Genomic DNA, 16197 nt, shown 5'->3' with positions numbered 1-16197 from the left:
AGGGATAAAAAGATAAAAGTATCTGGGTCTTGATAGCCTTTCGGGGGATAAGTACCCATAATCAAAGTTTTGGTATTTTCAGGAATGTAGACTCCTAGTTTAGGATGCGTTTCTATTTTTTTATCCACTTATTTTTATTTAAACTTATAATGTAATCCAGTTTAGCACTTAGTAATCTGCAATTTTATCAAAAAATTCTTTCCATCTCTTCAAAACAAAAAAAGGCACCCCTCAAGGCACCTTTTTTAAACTAAACAATTATGGGTAATCAGCTTTTCGGCAGCACTACTGTATCCACAGAGTGAATCACCCCATTGGATTGGAAGACATCTGCAATGGTCACTTTAGATTTGTTGCCGTTTTCGTCTGAAATGTAGAGGTCTTTGCCCTGCATCCATGCGGTCAATGTTCCGCCCTGTACTGTTTTGAAAGTCGCTTTGCCATTACCTTTTTTGATAGCATCGGCAATTTCTTTGGAGCCTAATTTTCCGGACACCACGTGGTAAGTCAATATACCAGTCAAAGTAGCCTTGTTCTCAGGCTTGACCAAAGTCTCCACTGTACCTGCAGGTAACTTGGCAAAAGCAGCATTATCAGGGGCAAAGACAGTAAATGGGCCTGCAGTCTGCAAAGTTTCCACCAAACCAGCGGCCTGAACTGCGGCTACCAAAGTGGTATGGTCTTTTGAATTGACTGCGTTTTCAACAATATTCTTGGATGGGTACATCGGGGAACCGCCCACCTCAACTGTTTTCTCCTTTTGGCCAAAAGCTGCATTGGCACTCAAAATAAACATCGCTAAAATAGCGGCCTGAAATAATCTCATGGTTTTCATAAATAAATAATTTTTGGTTTTGTTGATTATGTGGGGAGATACGAGGTGATTTTATATCTTGGATTTTGATATTGAAAAAATATTTCAGATTATGTTTTTGAGGATATCCCTATCAATTTGATATTTATTGATATTTGATATTTATCGATATTATTTGAAGTTGCAGCCGGAAATTTGGGTGTTGAGACTTTTTGAGAGAAATCAAAAAACTGAATTACCAAATATTACTCTCTAATTTGATGTTACCCCAAATATCCTAATATCCAATATCCCAATATCAATTCTTGACAAACCCAAAACATAAACTTTCAAAACCCAATTCCCATATTCCAAGAGTTTCTTTTAGATTTGTGGTTCTGAAAAATGGACAACAAATGCATCAGGAAAAAATAGAAGCCCTCAAATCATCCATCGCTTTGGCAGATGCCAACAATGTGGATGAGTTGGAAGCTTACAGAATGAAGTATATCAGCAAGAAAAGTGTGGTAGGAGAACTTTTTGCTGAAATGAGAAATATTCCCAACGAAGAGAAAAGGGAGTATGGTCAATTGGTCAACGAAGTGAAGGAACTCGCCGATCAAAAGTTTCAGGAACTTATAGATAAAGTCAATTCCTCATCCCAAAAGTCAAAATCATCCGACCTTGACCTGACACTGCCCCCTACTGCTGTAAGCGCAGGAGGAATCCATCCTTTGACAGCTACCAGACAAAGGATCATTGAAATTTTTGAGCGCATAGGATTCAACCTTTCCGAAGGTCCTGAGATAGAAGATGATTGGCATAATTTTACTGCATTGAACTTCCCAGAAAACCATCCGGCCAGGGAAATGCAGGATACTTTTTTCATCGAGAAAAAACCCGATATTGCTTTGAGGACACATACTTCCTCTGTGCAGGTGAGGGTAATGGAAAACCAAAAACCACCCATCAGGACTTTGTCACCAGGAAGGGTTTACAGGAATGAGGCTATTTCTGCCCGTGCCCATTGTATCTTCCATCAGGTGGAGGGCTTGTATGTGGATGAAAATGTGGGTTTTGCGGATCTGAAAAACACCCTCTATCATTTTGCCAAAGAGATGTTTGGTAAAGAAACCAAAGTCAGGTTTAGGCCGTCTTTCTTCCCCTTTACTGAACCCAGCGCAGAGATAGATATCAGCTGTCTAATCTGTGGAGGCAAGGGCTGTAACGTATGTAAAGGAACAGGTTGGGTAGAAATCGGTGGTTCAGGTATGGTCGATCCCAATGTATTGGCAAATTGCGGTATTGACTCCAAAAAATATACTGGATTTGCGTTTGGAATGGGAATCGAAAGAATCGCCATGCTCAAATATCAGATCAAGGATTTGAGGCTTTTTACCGAAAATGATGTGCGGTTTTTAAAGCAATTCAAATCAATGCTATGATTATCTTGGAAAGTCTAATAAACAAGCAAAATTCTTTTTTTCAATTCCGAGGTCTTCTTGGCGCTCGTTTCTTGATACTCAAATTGTCTCACCTCTCGGCTCTCGCATCTCGCTTCTCACATCTCAATTAGCCAATATCCTAATCGACTCCAAATAAGCGGAAACTTCAGAAAGAAGCTTTGGGTTTTTTCCGGCACCATTTCCGATGACGACCAAATCTGCCCCAGCATGATAGGCTGTTTTGATTTTTTCAAGGGATGTCAAGCCTCCCCCAACAATCAGCGGAGAATTTGTTTTTTGTTTTACTTCCCGAATTAGTTCGGCGCAAACCGGATTTGGTGCTCCGCTTCCGGCATCAAGATAAAAATAACGCATCCCTAGATACTTACCCGCAAGGGCTGTTGCTGCTGCCAATTCGGGGCGATGATTTGGGAGGGGAATGGTCTGACTGATGTAATGCGCACTTGTGGTTTCCCCTCCATCTACCAGCATGTATCCGGTAGAAAGGATTTCCACATTGCTGTTTTCCAACAGTGGTGCGATGCTGACATGTTGGCCTATCAATAGGTCAGGATTTCTACCCGAAATCAAAGAAAGAAAAAGCAATGCATCTGCCAATGGGCTGAACTGTATAGAATTTCCAGGAAATAAGACCACAGGAATATCTTCCTGTGTTTTTTTGATAAATCTGATGATTTCGTAGATGCTGTTTTGCTTTATCAAACTGCCACCCAAAAAAATAAAATCAACCTTGAGACTTATAGCTTCCAAAAGCCGGTCTTCAAAAACTTCAGAGGAGTTGACATCATCAGGATCAATCAGCCAGGCAACAGCTTTTCTGCCGGAATGACTAAGCTCTTCGAGTTTGGCCCCTACTTTATTTGACATTTTTTTCAGGGCTGTTTTCTGACTCATTCATTTTTTTGAAGAACTGTTCTTTGCCATAATTAATGGCAATGGGCAGTAAAATAGCTCCCAGCCTTCCAAACATTCCCGGTTGAGTTCTCTGAGTAAGTTTTTGTTTGATTTCTTCATCCAGCAAACCTTCCTTTTCAAGTGTTTGGAGTACTTTATCTGTTTTTTTGTTTTTTTTCCTGCCCAATAGCTTCACAGCGGAAAAAGCTACGACTCCACCAAGTATGATTGCACCACCAATTTTGGCAAATCCTTCAGATTCTTTTTTGACCAGACTTAGCTGCATTCCTAGGGTCTGTTCCAGCTCAAGGGCTTTTTTTTCTAGTTCAGTTCTCTCCATTGCCTTTTTTTCTTCTAAAGATAAATCTCTTCAGGAACTTTTGGGTGGGATTGGTTATACTACTGGATTCTTTGATAAAGTACAATAAAACGAAAACCAATATATAAATTAGAGAAACATATAAAAATCCTATATATGGGGAATACATTTTCTCACTAAGATAAAATGCCAGTGAGATGCTTGCAAATAACAAGGCCATCAGAGATACTGTAGCCATCATGACCAATAAAAAAATCCGTGCGAATAGGGCGGTTATGTGATCATTGATTTCTTCTTTGACGAGGGTAACACGGACCTCAATAAGTTGCTTGATCGTTTGAATTATTTCAGAAACATTGAACATAAAAACTTTTTTGTTTGTGAATATCAAGGCCAATATACGCCAAAAAGCTCACATCAAAAATTATCCACGCTTTCTGGTTCTTGGTTTTCTGTGTAAAATTTGAAGGTGATCACAGACTCAAGCGCTTCTTTAATGGCTTTGTTGATCGGTAATTGCTGCTCGGTCAACCTAAAATCTATATTGTTGATTTTACGATATGCATCTGTGCTTGATGGGATGGGCATTTCTGACTTAATACCTTCAATAGCACTTTCATATAAATCTTTTTTTTCTGCTTTTATCTTTTTGCAAGTGATGATTTCCTTTTGGCCTTCTTTGTTTTTCCGGGCACTTGATCCAAAAAGTCTGCAAATCATTCCTCTATTATTATAATCAGAGCAAAAGCCTGAATGACCGTCTTCAGATAGAGATTTATAAATGATACAGGCATCTTCTTCGCTGGTTTTGTCCAACATTTCCAAAGCCTTTTCTGCCTTGCCTTTGTCGTATAGATCAAAGGCCAAAGGGAGGAATTCCAACACAGAGGCACTCACTTTAGGGTTGGAGCAACAAAAGCCACAGCCTGATATACAGGTCAGCTTACTGGCATCAAGAAAGGACTTGATCTCAAGATCAAGTTCTTCAAAAACCTTTCTGACTTCCTGGGACTTTTCTTCGAGATTCATAGATTGAAAATTAAAAGCCTGCGAAGGTAGATCAAGTTAAGAATCAAAACAATAGGGGTGAAAGAACTATTTTTTCCACCCCCTCAATAACAAAAAATACTTTATTCAAACTCCTTCTCACATCTAACGTCACACATCTTGTGTCTTACGTCTATTTTCAAAGAAAAGTAGCCTATTACCAAGAATGCAGATAACCATATTATATTTATCCATTTGAAAGGATAATTTTGGAAAAACATTCGTTGTGGATTAAATAGGAATATTATGAGCAGTAGATTTGATAATTTTGATGAAAAGCGGGAAGAAAAAACCCGAAAGGCTTTTAAGGAAAGAGATTGGAATGAGATAAAGAGTACGGATTCTTGGGTTATTTTTAAGGTAATCTCTGAATTTGTGGAGGGATTCGAAAAACTGAGCAAAATTGGTCCATGTGTTTCTGTATTCGGTTCGGCACGGACTTCCCCTGAACATCCACATTATATTATGGCTGAAGAAATTTCTGCAAAATTGGTCAGACATGGTTATGGCGTAATCACAGGTGGCGGACCTGGAATCATGGAAGCGGCCAACAAAGGGGCCAACTCAGAAAACGGTAAATCGGTCGGTCTTTGCATTAAGCTTCCCTTTGAGTCAAGGGGTAATATTTATATTGACCCGGATAAGATGATCATTTTTGATTATTTCTTTGTCAGAAAGGTGATGTTCACCAAATACTCACAAGGATTTATTGTGCTGCCAGGAGGGTTTGGCACCTTGGACGAACTATTTGAAGCCATGACCCTAATGCAAACCATCAAAATCGGGAGATTTCCCATTGTGCTAGTTGGGAAAGAATTCTGGAGTGGTCTATTGGGTTGGATCAAAGACACCCTACTTCAAAAGTACAATTATATCAATGCCGAGGACCTGAATTTATTCTACTTGGTAGATGATGCCACCGAAGCTGTAAAAGTCATAGATGAATTTTACAGCAAATATTTACTCACCCCAAATTATTGACATTGAGAAGCTATCATTTATTTATCATTTATGGATTGTTAGGAATTTTGTTTGTTTTTCTCATTTTCCAAAAAGCAGGAGAAATAAACCAAGCTGTTTCCGGCGAAGAAATTGTCATCGAATCAGCCGAAGGGGAAAAAATGACTCTGACCATACCTGAACCCAAAATCCGGATATTTGAACTACCTGACAAGATTTCTTTTGCAGAAGAACCGGTTCCATTGAAAGAAGCTGACGTGAGGGAGCGATTCGAGCGGGAGATTTATGTCAACGTTTATTGGCAGTCCAATATGATTTTGTTAATGAAGCGAGCTGGTAAATTTTTGCCCACTATAGAAAAAATCCTTCATGAACAAGGTGTACCTGAAGATTTTAAATACCTGGCAATGGCTGAATCCGGATTGTTGAATGTGGTTTCACCTGCCGGTGCAAGAGGATTTTGGCAGTTTATGCCTGGCACTGCCAAGGATTTCAACTTAGAAGTGAGCAATGATGTCGATGAAAGATATCATTTAGAAAAGTCTACCATTGCCGCTTGCCGATATCTGAAATCAGCCTACAGTAAGTTTGGCAATTGGACCTCGGTGGCTGCAAGCTACAACATGGGTATTGCAGGTATTGGGAATCGAAAGAAAGAACAGAATCAATCTGATTATTATGACCTTCACCTTGTTGAAGAAACGAGTCGGTATCTTTTCAGGCTTCTTGCCTTTAAAGAGATCTTTGAAAATCCTGTTAAATATGGGTTTGAACTTTCCGAAAAGGATGTATACAGGCAGCCCGTGTATAGGGAGTTGATGGTAGACCAATCCATTTCCAATCTTGCACAATGGGCAATCAGACACAATTCTAATTACAAAATACTCAAAATTCATAACCCATGGCTCAGGACTTCTAAATTGGATGTGAATAAGGGAAAGGAATACCTGATCAAATTACCTGTTAATTGACCTGTTTGATATTTTATCATAGTTTTTGCCTATTTTTCTAATACTTTCCATTTAAGCGGTTATTTATGAAGAAGATTTTGGTAGGCATTCTTATGATATTGGTGGTGGCCGTTTTGATTTTAAGAGGTGTGCCTTTTCTGATCAATATTTACCTCAACCAAAATGCAGCCCGGATTGTGACCAACATGATCACCAGGACAAGCGAATTTGGAAATCATGATGTGAGTTTTGGGGCCATAGACCTGGATTATAATTATTCAGGCACTTTTCTGAAGATTAGCAATATCAAAGTCACCCCAACGGAAAAATTGGACAATAAGCGAGTAAAGGTCAATCTATCGGCAGACAATGTTAATGTGACCGGCTTTAGGTGGATTCCTTTTCTTTTCCACAATTCTATTTCTGTTGATTCGGCGACTTTGAACAATATCAAAATCATTTCATCTACTCCCCCTATGGATTCTCTCAAAAGTGAGCCCAAAAAACAGAAGGAAATAGAATCCAATGATTATGATTTGATTGAGGTAAGAAACTTTGAGCTGAGAGAATTTTCAATAGAGATCAAAAACAACCTGTACGACTCGGTTAGGATTTCACTCCGGGACCTCAACGTAAAGGCACAGGATTTCCAACTGACAATAGAGGATCTAAATGACCCCAAAAGTCTCTTTGTTGTCGGCAAAATTACAGGAGATATCCATCAGGCAGTTTTCCATTTCGATCAATTCAGGCAATATGTTGAGGTCAGAGATATAGGTCTTGACACTGAAAAAGAAAAAATGTCTTTTGGATACATGGGTTTGCTCAATAAGATGGATAAATATGAGTATACCTCACAATTTAAGGAAAGACAAGGTTGGGTGGAAATAGATAAAGCGGAAATGGAGCTCAGAGGAGTGAATTTTGGTAGTTTTCTGAGAAAAGGGATCATAGAGGTTGATACTGTATTTGCCAATAATTTCCAACTTGAATCCTTTGTGGATAAAAGGATACCTGAAGATAAAATGAAACGTACGCAGATGATTCATGAGGTATTTAGGGACCTGCAGCAGGTATTACATATTGAGCATCTTTTTTTGAACAATGCCTTTGTCAGGATAGAAGAGCGGCCCGAGAACCAATCTCCAAGATCGGGGACTATGTTTTTTTCTGATTTGAACGCCCATGTGACCAATGTCTCCAATTACATTGACAGGAGGGGGGAGAACCGTACCATTTCCATTGATGCCAATGGGAAATTGATGGGAGAAGGACAAATCAATGCTATGATAGCATATGACTTAGAGGACCCGGAAGGAAAATTTACCTTAAATGGGACTCTTGAAAAAATGGATCTCACCAAAGTAAATTCCATGATTGAACCCGAGGCAAAAGCAAGTCTTAAATCGGGAATGATTGACAGGTTGGATTTCAATATTTTGGCCAATGATTACGAGGGTTCAGGTGATTTGATCGTGCGGTATCAAAACCTTGAAATTGAACTTCTCAACAAGGATTTTGAGCAAGATCAAAATTTAATCCGGAAAATAGGGGCCTTCCTGGCTAATACGATAATCATCAAATCCAATAATCCTAACAATAGGGGTGAATTGAAGGAAGGAAGTGTTTATTTTATCAGAGAACCTCACAAGCCTATGTTCAACTATTGGTGGCAGTTAATTTTTTCAGGTTTAAAGTCAACCTTGTCAGGAGAGACTGTTGATGAGTTGAGGCAAAAAGAAATCCAGAAAAGATCCGGGACATCCGATTCAAATAGGACAATTTCACCTCCTACTTCTAAAAATACTGATGACGCTACTAAACCTACAGGAAAAGAGAAAAGGCAGGCAAGAAGAGAAAGTAGGAAAACAAATTAATTTTTTTAAAGCATAAACTTTGTTCATCCCTCGGGGTTTTAACTTTTGGTCCCCAATGGGATTACCCATCAATAATTTGTACTTTTGCAAGCTTGAATGAAATGCTAGAATCCTACATGTCCGAACTCATAGTTGAGAAAAAAGAAGAGTTGATTGAGATATATGGTGCCCGGGAGCACAATCTCCAAAACATTGATATTAATATTCCCAGAAACAAGCTTGTGGTCATCACAGGCCTGAGTGGAAGTGGAAAAAGCTCATTGGCTTTTGATACCATTTATGCAGAGGGTCAGCGCAGGTACATGGAGAGTTTTTCTGCCTATGCAAGAACATTTTTGGGTGGAATGGAACGTCCTGATGTGGACAAAATCAACGGACTTTCTCCGGTTATTTCCATTGAACAGAAAACGACCTCAAAAAATCCAAGGTCAACAGTAGGTACTGTTACTGAAATCTATGATTTTATGAGACTTCTTTTTGCCAGGGCAGGAGAGGCCTATTCTTACCTTTCTGGCAGGAAAATGATTAGACAGACCGAAGATCAGATTGTAGAACAACTTTTTGAGAATTTTGGAGGGAAGAAACTTTATATCCTTGCACCAATTGTAAAAGGCAGAAAAGGTCATTATCGAGAGGTTTTTGAACAAATTCGAAAAATGGGTTTTTCCAAAATCCGGGTGGATGGAGTGGTCATGGACGTGCAGCCCAAAATGCAGGTAGACCGGTATAAAATCCACGACATTGAGATTGTCGTGGACAGAATAGTTGCAGAGGAAGATGATAGGTTTAGGATTACCCAATCTCTAAAAACTGCATTACAGCACGGAAAGGGAATCATCATGCTTCGGGATGAGGAGGGTAATATCCACCATTTTTCCAAATACCTGATGGATCCAACCACGGGACTTTCATATGACGAACCCGCACCGAATACCTTTTCATTCAATAGCCCCTATGGTGCCTGCCCGACCTGTAACGGTCTGGGAGTCATCGATGAGATTACCATAGACAATATCATTCCTGACCCCAGCCTGAGCATTACACGAGGAGGCATTGCGCCCTTGGGTGAATACAGGGATGTTTGGATTTTCAAGAAAGTTGAAGCCATACTCAAACACTACAAATGCAGTATTTCCACCCCCATAGGAAAACTTCCAAAAGAGGTGGTGGACATATTGTTGTATGGAGACAAAGTGGAGGTGGCTGTAGATTCTGTTAAATACCCTGGTACCAAATGGCACACTACCTTTGAGGGTATAGTCAATTTTCTAAAAAAACAACAGGAAGGTAGCACTGAAAAAATACAGGATTGGGTCAATGAATTCACGACTTCTAAGACATGTCCCGACTGTGAAGGCTACAGGCTAAAAAAAGAAGCACTCCATATCAAAATTGATGAAAAGCATATTGGTCAACTGGCCATGATGGATATTGTCAGTTTGGGGGTGTGGTTTGAAGGCCTAGAGGACCGGATGTCTGAAAGACAGCAGATTATCGGCAAAGAAGTACTGAAAGAAATCAGGAAACGGATAGGTTTTCTGTTGGATATTGGATTGGACTACTTATCCCTGAACAGACCACTTAGAACCTTGTCAGGTGGTGAGGCTCAAAGAATACGATTAGCAACCCAGATCGGTACCCAATTGGTCGGTGTGCTTTACATTTTAGATGAGCCAAGTATAGGTCTGCACCAAAGGGATAATGTGAAATTGATCAAGGCCCTACAAGATCTTCGGGATCTTGGAAACTCTGTGATTGTGGTTGAACATGACAAAGACATGATGATGCAGTCTGATTTTGTGGTTGATATAGGTCCGGGAGCTGGTAGACATGGTGGTCAGATTGTAGCGGCGGGGAACCCACAGGAGTTTTTGAAGCAAGGAAGTATTACAGCCAAATACCTTTCAGGGGTTCTGAAAATTGAAGTGCCACAAAAAAGAAGGAAAGGTTCAGGGAATGTATTGGAACTCAAGGGCGCTACCGGCAATAACCTTAAAAATGTCAATCTCAAACTTCCTTTGGCAACAATGATTTGTGTGACTGGTGTATCCGGGAGTGGCAAAAGTTCTTTGATCCATGAAACATTGTTCCCATTACTGAACAGGCATTTTTATAATTCTAAAAAAGAACCTTTAGCCCATAAAGAAATCAAAGGTCTTAACCACTTGGATAAAGTAATCGAAGTGGACCAATCCCCCATTGGCAGAACTCCAAGATCTAATCCTGCGACGTACACCGGAGTATTTTCCGATATCAGAACCTTATTTACTGAGCTACCGGAATCTAAAATCCGGGGATATAAACCAGGTAGATTCAGCTTCAATGTAAAAGGTGGCAGATGTGAAGATTGTGAGGGCGGTGGTATGAAGCTGATTGAAATGGACTTTTTGCCGGATGTCCATATTCCTTGTGAAACCTGCAAAGGCAAAAGATACAACAGGGAAACGCTTGAGGTAAGGTTTAAGGGAAAGTCCATTTCAGATGTCTTGGACATGACTGTGGAGCAGGCAGTTGATTTTTTTGAATTCCAGCCTAAGATTCTAAGAAGGATCAAAACACTTAATGATGTTGGTTTAGGATACATAACCTTGGGACAACATGCCACAACGCTTTCTGGAGGAGAGGCCCAAAGGGTAAAACTTGCTACCGAGCTTTCTAAAAAAGATACTGGTAAGACCTTCTATATTTTGGATGAGCCCACTACAGGATTGCATTTTCAGGATATCGAACATTTACTGGAAGTATTGAATCGGTTGGTTGAAAAGGGCAATACGGTATTGATCATTGAACACAACATGGATGTGGTCAAGGTGGCAGACTATATCATTGATCTTGGACCGGAGGGTGGTGAAAAAGGTGGGCACATTGTGGTAGAGGGTAAACCTGAAGCCGTTGCACTACACTCAAAAAGTTATACTGCCAAGTTTTTGAAAGAAGAACTTAACTGACAAAAGGAAAATTAACCTACCAAAACCAGTATTTTACCCTTCTTTAAAAATATTCACGGTACATGAGATGGCTTGACTATCTTTGAACCAATACCATGAACAAAACAAGACTATATTGGTTTTTGCAGATTTTTGGTTGGTTGGGCTTTGCCTTGATCAATCTTTTTTTTGTTTCGCTTGAGCGGGGGGTATCTCCGATTCAAATAGGTGCCTATTGTTCTTTGGCATCATTCTACCTGTTGTCTACCCATGCACTAAGGTTAGTCATCAAAAAGTACGGATGGTTCAATTTAGGATTCATCCAACTCCTTCCCAACACTTTATTGGCATTGGCGGCATTAAGTGTGCTGAATACCATAGCCCAAATCTTGATCAACCTGGCTTTTGATACTTTGGATACTGAGCAAGACTTTAGATTGGTTGTCATCTCGGTTAATATTTTTCTCAGTTTCCTATTTTATTCTCTTTGGGTGATGCTTTATTTCCTTTTCCATTTTTTGGACAATTACAACCAATCGTTGAAGTACCAGGCCAAAATCAATGAGATTCAATTAAATCACTTAAAGAGTCAGCTAAATCCCCATTTTATTTTCAATGCCCTCAACTCTGTGAGGGCTTTGGTAGATGAAGATCCGTCCAAAGCCAAGCTTGCAATTACCCAATTGTCCAATATCCTTAGATTTTCATTGATGATGGATAAAAAAAGGACCATTGATTTTGAAAATGAGATCAATACTGTCAAGGATTACTTAAATTTGGAAACCATCAGGTTTGAGGAAAGACTTCACGTGAAGTATGATATCGAACCATCCGCCTATGATTATAAGATTCCCCCCATGATGTTGCAAACCATAGTGGAAAATGGAATCAAACATGGGATCTCCAATAGGGTGAAAGGTGGCGTAATAGAAATCAAATGTCGGGAAGGCGTTACCGATGATCTGATTATTCAGGTCAAAAACAGTGGGCAATTAAAAAGCCAGGCATTTAGTAAAAAGAAAGAAAGAGAAGGACATGGAATCAACAATACCGTTCAAAGGTTGAAATTGATATATGGAGACCGGGCCTCTTTCAAAATATATAATTCGGATAATGAATTTGTAGTGACAGAAATCAAAATTCCAAAACAAAACCTTACATTAGGTTAAAAATCCAACTAAAATGAGAGCACTAGTAATTGATGATGAAAGACTGGCAAGAAAAGAGCTAATCAATTTATTGTCCCAATATGATCAGGTTGAAGTCGTAGGAGAAGCCAATAACGTCGATGATGCCAAAGAAAAAATAGAAGCATTGTCGCCTGATGTGGTATTTCTCGATATTCAGATGCCGGAAAAAACAGGCTTTGATTTATTGGAAGAATTGGATAATGTACCTCATGTGGTCTTCACCACGGCGTATGATGAATATGCCCTGAAGGCTTTCCAGGTAAATGCCCTTGATTATCTTCTCAAACCCATAGAGCCTAAGAGATTGAATGAAGCCATTGAAAGACTTTTCAAAAAACTCAATGAAGCACCGGAAAGGTCTGATGACGGTGATGCTTTTTCATCCAAAAAACTGACTTTGGATGATCAGGTTTTTGTAAAAGACGGTGATAGATGTTGGTTTGTAAAATTGTCCAACGTAAGGCTATTTGAATCTGATGGGAATTATATCAAAGTCTATTTTGATAACAATAAACCTATGATCCACAAGTCTCTCAATGCATTGGATGAAAGATTGGATGAAAAGTCTTTTTTCAGGGCAAGTAGAAAACATATCATCAACCTCAGTTGGGTGGAAGCCATCGAACCTTGGTTTAATGGTGGCCTCGTGGTCACTCTTAAAGGAGGTGACAGAATAGAGGTCAGCAGAAGACAAGCCGCTAGATTTAAGGACATGATGAGTTTGTAGGAATTAGAAAGTTGATTATTTCAGAAAATTTAAATAAATATTGATTCACAAAACTAAATTTTGTAAATAGTGGCTATTATTTTAATTATATAAAAATCTATTTAATATTTATTATAACGTATTATTTCCCATAAAACACTATGAAAGAGGAAAGAATCCTGATCGTTGAAGATGACATTAATATTGCAGAAAACATTGAGGAAATTTTAGAACTTTTAGGTTATGTCAATATTGATATTGCTAATTCAGCCAATCAAGCCATCAAGGTGGTCAAAAAATATAGGCCGGATTTGGTTTTTATGGATATCAAACTAAAAGGTGATAAAGACGGAATCGAATTGGGTGAAATCATCAAACAAATGGTGGATGCTCCTTTGGTTTTTGTCACCTCTTATAGTGACCCTACCATTATTGAAAGGGCTAAAAGAATCAATCCTGCTGGCTTTATTGTAAAGCCTTTCAACACCAATGATATACATGCCATCGTTGAAATTGTTCTTTACAACAAAAGGGCAAAACCTGCGCCCGAAACAGCTGTAGTCAGGTCTAAGGATGAAAGTCCTTACCTCGTCACTGATGCCGTATTCATTAAAGCTGACAATGCTTATGAAAGAGTCCCTTATGAGGATATCTTCTATGTGGAGGCAAATGGAAACATGGTTACCATCTTTACCAAAAATAGAAATTTCACCATCAGAAAGTCGATGAAAGACATGGAAGAAAAACTCCCTTCACATCTTTTCCTGAGGGTTCAGAAATCTTTCATCGTCCAATTGGGACAAATCGAAAGTTTCAACACCAAAGACATCACACTCCATATGGGTTCTGTGGTTCAGGTTGGAAGGCAATATTATAACAGCTTTTTGGCCAAATTGAACACCATTACTGAAAGTTAATTTTCCGAATTAAATAATAGCAATAAAAAAGGTGGGTATGACCCACCTTTTTTATTTTCAAAAACCAAACAATCAACTAAACTGTCATATTAAGTAAAATTCGTGTTTTCCTGAAGCGGTAACGAATTGTCCTTTTTTAAATGTTTCCTTGAATTTTTTTTCCAGTTCGGATTTTTCTCCATAAAATTCCGCCACGATATCTCCATATTTATTGATAATGGTGATGGTCGGAATTTCTTTAATATCAGAAAGATCAATATTTTCCATTTGGATGGCTTCTTCCTGTACTGATCCTAATCCCATTTCAATTTCAATTTCCATTGGGATTACCTCATTGATAGTTGTATCAACTTTCGCTACTGCCTGTGCAGACCACAAGATTGTCAATGCCATTAATAATCCTAAAAAGGCACAAACATTTTTCTGAGTTAAAATAGTCGTTTTCATTTTCGTATTTTTTTTGTTTGACTTGGTTTCTGTTTATTTTGTCAGCTCGATGGCTGCATGGTATCAGGTATATGCCAAAATCTGATCCTAATTTTGTAAATAATTGAAAATCAAGATATTAAAGGTTATTTTACTATAAATGGGTGTACGGTGGCGTACACACCCTTTTGTTTTGTGATACAGTTATTCTGATTCAAATTCCGGAGAAGAGGTTGCATCCGGATTTTAAAAAAATCAAAAAGCCGATAAAATATGGGTATATTTTATCGGCTCATTTAAAAAAAACAATTGTAATTACAGCAGGTCGTTGGCTAAGTTGGCCAATTCGGATCTTTCTCCTTTTTCCAATTTGATATGTGCATAAAGGGGATGGTCTTTTACCCTATCAATCAAATAAGAAAGTCCGTTGCTTTGGCTGTCCAGGTAGGGAGTGTCAATTTGGAAAATATCCCCTGTGAAGATGATCTTGGTATTTTCTCCGGCCCTACTGATGATGGTCTTGATTTCATGAGGAGTAAGGTTTTGCGCCTCATCCACTATGAAGAAAATGTTCGAAAGAGACCTGCCTCTGATATAAGCCAAAGGCTGAATTACCAATTTCTCCTGATTGATCATTTCAGTGATCTTCTGATATTCTTTGTCAGATTCTTTGAACTGATTTTGAATGAATTTCAGGTTATCCCAAAGAGGCTCCATGTAAGGGTTCAATTTGGATTTGATATCGCCAGGGAGGTAACCGATGTCTTTGTTGCTGAGCGGAACAATTGGACGCGCCAGAAAGACCTGCTTAAAATCCCTCCTTTGCTCCAAAGCACCTGCCAAGGCCAACAATGTTTTTCCTGTACCAGCCACTCCTTGGATGGAAACAAGCTTAATTCTTGGGTTTAATATGGCATGAAGGGCAAAGGTCTGTTCTGCATTTTTCGGCTTGATGTTGTAGGCCAGTTTTTTATCCACCCTTTCCATGGTGTTGTCCTCGGAATTGAAATAAGCAAGGACAGAATTCTTTTCACTTTTGAGGATATAAAAAGCATTGGCCTTTCGCTTTCTTGTTCCCAAAACAGACTTTGCTTCTACCGAATGGCTTTCGTACAGGTTGTTGATGACATTCTGATCAATGCCATCTAGGTAATATTTTCCGGTATTTTCAAGTTCAGATATGTTTTTGATTTTCCCTGTTTCGTAATCCTCCGCATGAATATCCAGAGACTTCGCTTTAAGTCTCAGGTTAATGTCCTTACTGACAAGGATGACCTTTCTGTTTTTCTCTTTTTGCTGAAGATGGAGGGCCGCATTCAAGATTTTATGGTCGTTTTTTTCCTCTCCAAACACCAGGTTGGCATTGATGGAATTATCCGGATTCATCAAAACCTTGAAAAAACCTTTTGTCTTTCCATTCAAGGGTGTCCAATTGTGAATCATGTTATCCTTTGACAATTTATCCAACAAACGGATAAACTCTCTGGCTTCAAAATTCTTGGTGTCGTTGCCCTTTTTAAACTGATCGAGCTCTTCCAATACCGTAATCGGGATGACTACATCATGTTCCGCAAAGTTCATGATGGAGTTATGTGCATAGAGGATGACTGAGGTATCCAACACAAAAATTTTTCGGTCTTTATCGGATTTAGCTCTTGGCATAAGTTAAAATGTTACTGTATGATTATTGGGAATAATATAGAAATTTAAATATAGGATTACCAT

15 protein-coding genes are annotated in these 16197 nt (G+C 38.9%); 8 read left to right on the top strand and 7 right to left on the bottom strand.

Features of this window, described 5'->3' with window-relative positions:
* Nucleotides 1-268: 268 nt before the first annotated feature.
* Nucleotides 269-835, bottom strand: coding sequence for a fasciclin domain-containing protein (locus tag ACEW8U_RS17150; RefSeq protein ID WP_373523280.1), 567 nt, complete (start codon nt 833-835; stop codon nt 269-271).
* A gap of 374 nt (nt 836-1209) precedes the next feature.
* On the opposite strand from ACEW8U_RS17150, the gene pheS reads away from it, so the two are divergent.
* Nucleotides 1210-2238, top strand: coding sequence for a phenylalanine--tRNA ligase subunit alpha (gene pheS / locus ACEW8U_RS17145; RefSeq protein WP_373523306.1), 1029 nt, complete (start codon nt 1210-1212; stop codon nt 2236-2238).
* Nucleotides 2239-2361: 123 nt separating this feature from the next.
* Here pheS and ACEW8U_RS17140 read toward each other — a convergent pair whose 3' ends face one another.
* The 4 genes from ACEW8U_RS17140 to ACEW8U_RS17125 are packed head-to-tail and all read right to left on the bottom strand — an operon-like array spanning nt 2362 to nt 4501.
* On the bottom strand, nt 2362-3126 hold the full coding sequence (locus ACEW8U_RS17140) for a geranylgeranylglyceryl/heptaprenylglyceryl phosphate synthase (protein ID WP_373523279.1): 765 nt from the start codon (nt 3124-3126) through the stop codon (nt 2362-2364).
* The gene (locus ACEW8U_RS17135) at nt 3116-3493 is read right to left on the bottom strand and encodes a hypothetical protein (protein ID WP_373523278.1); all 378 of its coding nucleotides are present in this window, start codon (nt 3491-3493) and stop codon (nt 3116-3118) included. Before ACEW8U_RS17135 ends, ACEW8U_RS17140 begins: the two co-directional genes overlap by 11 nt.
* Complete coding sequence (locus tag ACEW8U_RS17130; protein ID WP_373523277.1) at nt 3480-3836, bottom strand: phage holin family protein; 357 nt, start codon at nt 3834-3836, stop codon at nt 3480-3482. Before ACEW8U_RS17130 ends, ACEW8U_RS17135 begins: the two co-directional genes overlap by 14 nt.
* A 53-nt stretch (nt 3837-3889) precedes the next feature.
* Nucleotides 3890-4501: a YkgJ family cysteine cluster protein gene (locus ACEW8U_RS17125; RefSeq protein WP_373523276.1), complete on the bottom strand. Its 612-nt coding sequence runs from the start codon at nt 4499-4501 to the stop codon at nt 3890-3892.
* A 264-nt stretch (nt 4502-4765) separates the two neighbouring features.
* On the opposite strand from ACEW8U_RS17125, the gene ACEW8U_RS17120 reads away from it, so the two are divergent.
* The 7 genes from ACEW8U_RS17120 to ACEW8U_RS17090 all read left to right on the top strand — a co-directional run bounded on the left by ACEW8U_RS17120 (nt 4766) and on the right by ACEW8U_RS17090 (nt 14046).
* Nucleotides 4766-5500 carry a TIGR00730 family Rossman fold protein gene (locus tag ACEW8U_RS17120; protein ID WP_373523275.1) on the top strand — a complete coding sequence of 245 codons (735 nt, stop codon included), beginning with the start codon at nt 4766-4768 and terminating at the stop codon, nt 5498-5500.
* Between the two features lie 2 nt (nt 5501-5502).
* Nucleotides 5503-6450 (top strand): lytic transglycosylase domain-containing protein, encoded by a 948-nt coding sequence (locus tag ACEW8U_RS17115; protein ID WP_373523274.1) that lies wholly within the window; start codon nt 5503-5505, stop codon nt 6448-6450.
* Between the two features lie 65 nt (nt 6451-6515).
* Entirely contained in the window at nt 6516-8306 is a 1791-nt protein-coding gene (locus tag ACEW8U_RS17110; RefSeq protein ID WP_373523273.1) for a hypothetical protein, read from the top strand.
* A gap of 101 nt (nt 8307-8407) precedes the next feature.
* Nucleotides 8408-11254 (top strand): excinuclease ABC subunit UvrA, encoded by a 2847-nt coding sequence (uvrA, locus tag ACEW8U_RS17105; RefSeq protein WP_373523272.1) that lies wholly within the window; start codon nt 8408-8410, stop codon nt 11252-11254.
* A gap of 95 nt (nt 11255-11349) precedes the next feature.
* Nucleotides 11350-12402, top strand: a complete 1053-nt coding sequence (locus tag ACEW8U_RS17100; protein WP_373523271.1) for a sensor histidine kinase — start codon at nt 11350-11352, stop codon at nt 12400-12402.
* Nucleotides 12403-12415: 13 nt separating this feature from the next.
* On the top strand, nt 12416-13150 hold the full coding sequence (locus ACEW8U_RS17095; RefSeq protein WP_373523270.1) for a LytR/AlgR family response regulator transcription factor: 735 nt from the start codon (nt 12416-12418) through the stop codon (nt 13148-13150).
* A 140-nt stretch (nt 13151-13290) separates the two neighbouring features.
* Nucleotides 13291-14046 (top strand): LytR/AlgR family response regulator transcription factor, encoded by a 756-nt coding sequence (locus ACEW8U_RS17090; protein WP_373523269.1) that lies wholly within the window; start codon nt 13291-13293, stop codon nt 14044-14046.
* Nucleotides 14047-14130: 84 nt separating this feature from the next.
* Here ACEW8U_RS17090 and ACEW8U_RS17085 read toward each other — a convergent pair whose 3' ends face one another.
* On the bottom strand, nt 14131-14493 hold the full coding sequence (locus ACEW8U_RS17085) for a hypothetical protein (protein WP_373523268.1): 363 nt from the start codon (nt 14491-14493) through the stop codon (nt 14131-14133).
* A gap of 294 nt (nt 14494-14787) precedes the next feature.
* Nucleotides 14788-16134: a PhoH family protein gene (locus tag ACEW8U_RS17080; protein ID WP_373523267.1), complete on the bottom strand. Its 1347-nt coding sequence runs from the start codon at nt 16132-16134 to the stop codon at nt 14788-14790.
* Between the last annotated feature and the right edge of the window lie 63 nt (nt 16135-16197).

Origin of the sequence: Aquiflexum sp., assembly GCF_041751335.1 — a bacterium.
In the GTDB taxonomy this organism is placed as follows: domain Bacteria; phylum Bacteroidota; class Bacteroidia; order Cytophagales; family Cyclobacteriaceae; genus Aquiflexum.
Note: the sequence above shows the minus strand (reverse complement) of the source record. Positions and strands in the feature narration are given on the sequence as shown.

Coding starts and splice junctions, on each gene's coding strand:
- ACEW8U_RS17150 (WP_373523280.1), bottom strand. CDS start 835: ATGAAAACCATGAGATTATTTCAGGCCGCTATTTTAGCGATGTTTATT.
- pheS (WP_373523306.1), top strand. CDS start 1,210: ATGCATCAGGAAAAAATAGAAGCCCTCAAATCATCCATCGCTTTGGCA.
- ACEW8U_RS17140 (WP_373523279.1), bottom strand. CDS start 3,126: ATGTCAAATAAAGTAGGGGCCAAACTCGAAGAGCTTAGTCATTCCGGC.
- ACEW8U_RS17135 (WP_373523278.1), bottom strand. CDS start 3,493: ATGGAGAGAACTGAACTAGAAAAAAAAGCCCTTGAGCTGGAACAGACC.
- ACEW8U_RS17130 (WP_373523277.1), bottom strand. CDS start 3,836: ATGTTCAATGTTTCTGAAATAATTCAAACGATCAAGCAACTTATTGAG.
- ACEW8U_RS17125 (WP_373523276.1), bottom strand. CDS start 4,501: ATGAATCTCGAAGAAAAGTCCCAGGAAGTCAGAAAGGTTTTTGAAGAA.
- ACEW8U_RS17120 (WP_373523275.1), top strand. CDS start 4,766: ATGAGCAGTAGATTTGATAATTTTGATGAAAAGCGGGAAGAAAAAACC.
- ACEW8U_RS17110 (WP_373523273.1), top strand. CDS start 6,516: ATGAAGAAGATTTTGGTAGGCATTCTTATGATATTGGTGGTGGCCGTT.
- uvrA (WP_373523272.1), top strand. CDS start 8,408: ATGCTAGAATCCTACATGTCCGAACTCATAGTTGAGAAAAAAGAAGAG.
- ACEW8U_RS17100 (WP_373523271.1), top strand. CDS start 11,350: ATGAACAAAACAAGACTATATTGGTTTTTGCAGATTTTTGGTTGGTTG.
- ACEW8U_RS17095 (WP_373523270.1), top strand. CDS start 12,416: ATGAGAGCACTAGTAATTGATGATGAAAGACTGGCAAGAAAAGAGCTA.
- ACEW8U_RS17090 (WP_373523269.1), top strand. CDS start 13,291: ATGAAAGAGGAAAGAATCCTGATCGTTGAAGATGACATTAATATTGCA.
- ACEW8U_RS17085 (WP_373523268.1), bottom strand. CDS start 14,493: ATGAAAACGACTATTTTAACTCAGAAAAATGTTTGTGCCTTTTTAGGA.
- ACEW8U_RS17080 (WP_373523267.1), bottom strand. CDS start 16,134: ATGCCAAGAGCTAAATCCGATAAAGACCGAAAAATTTTTGTGTTGGAT.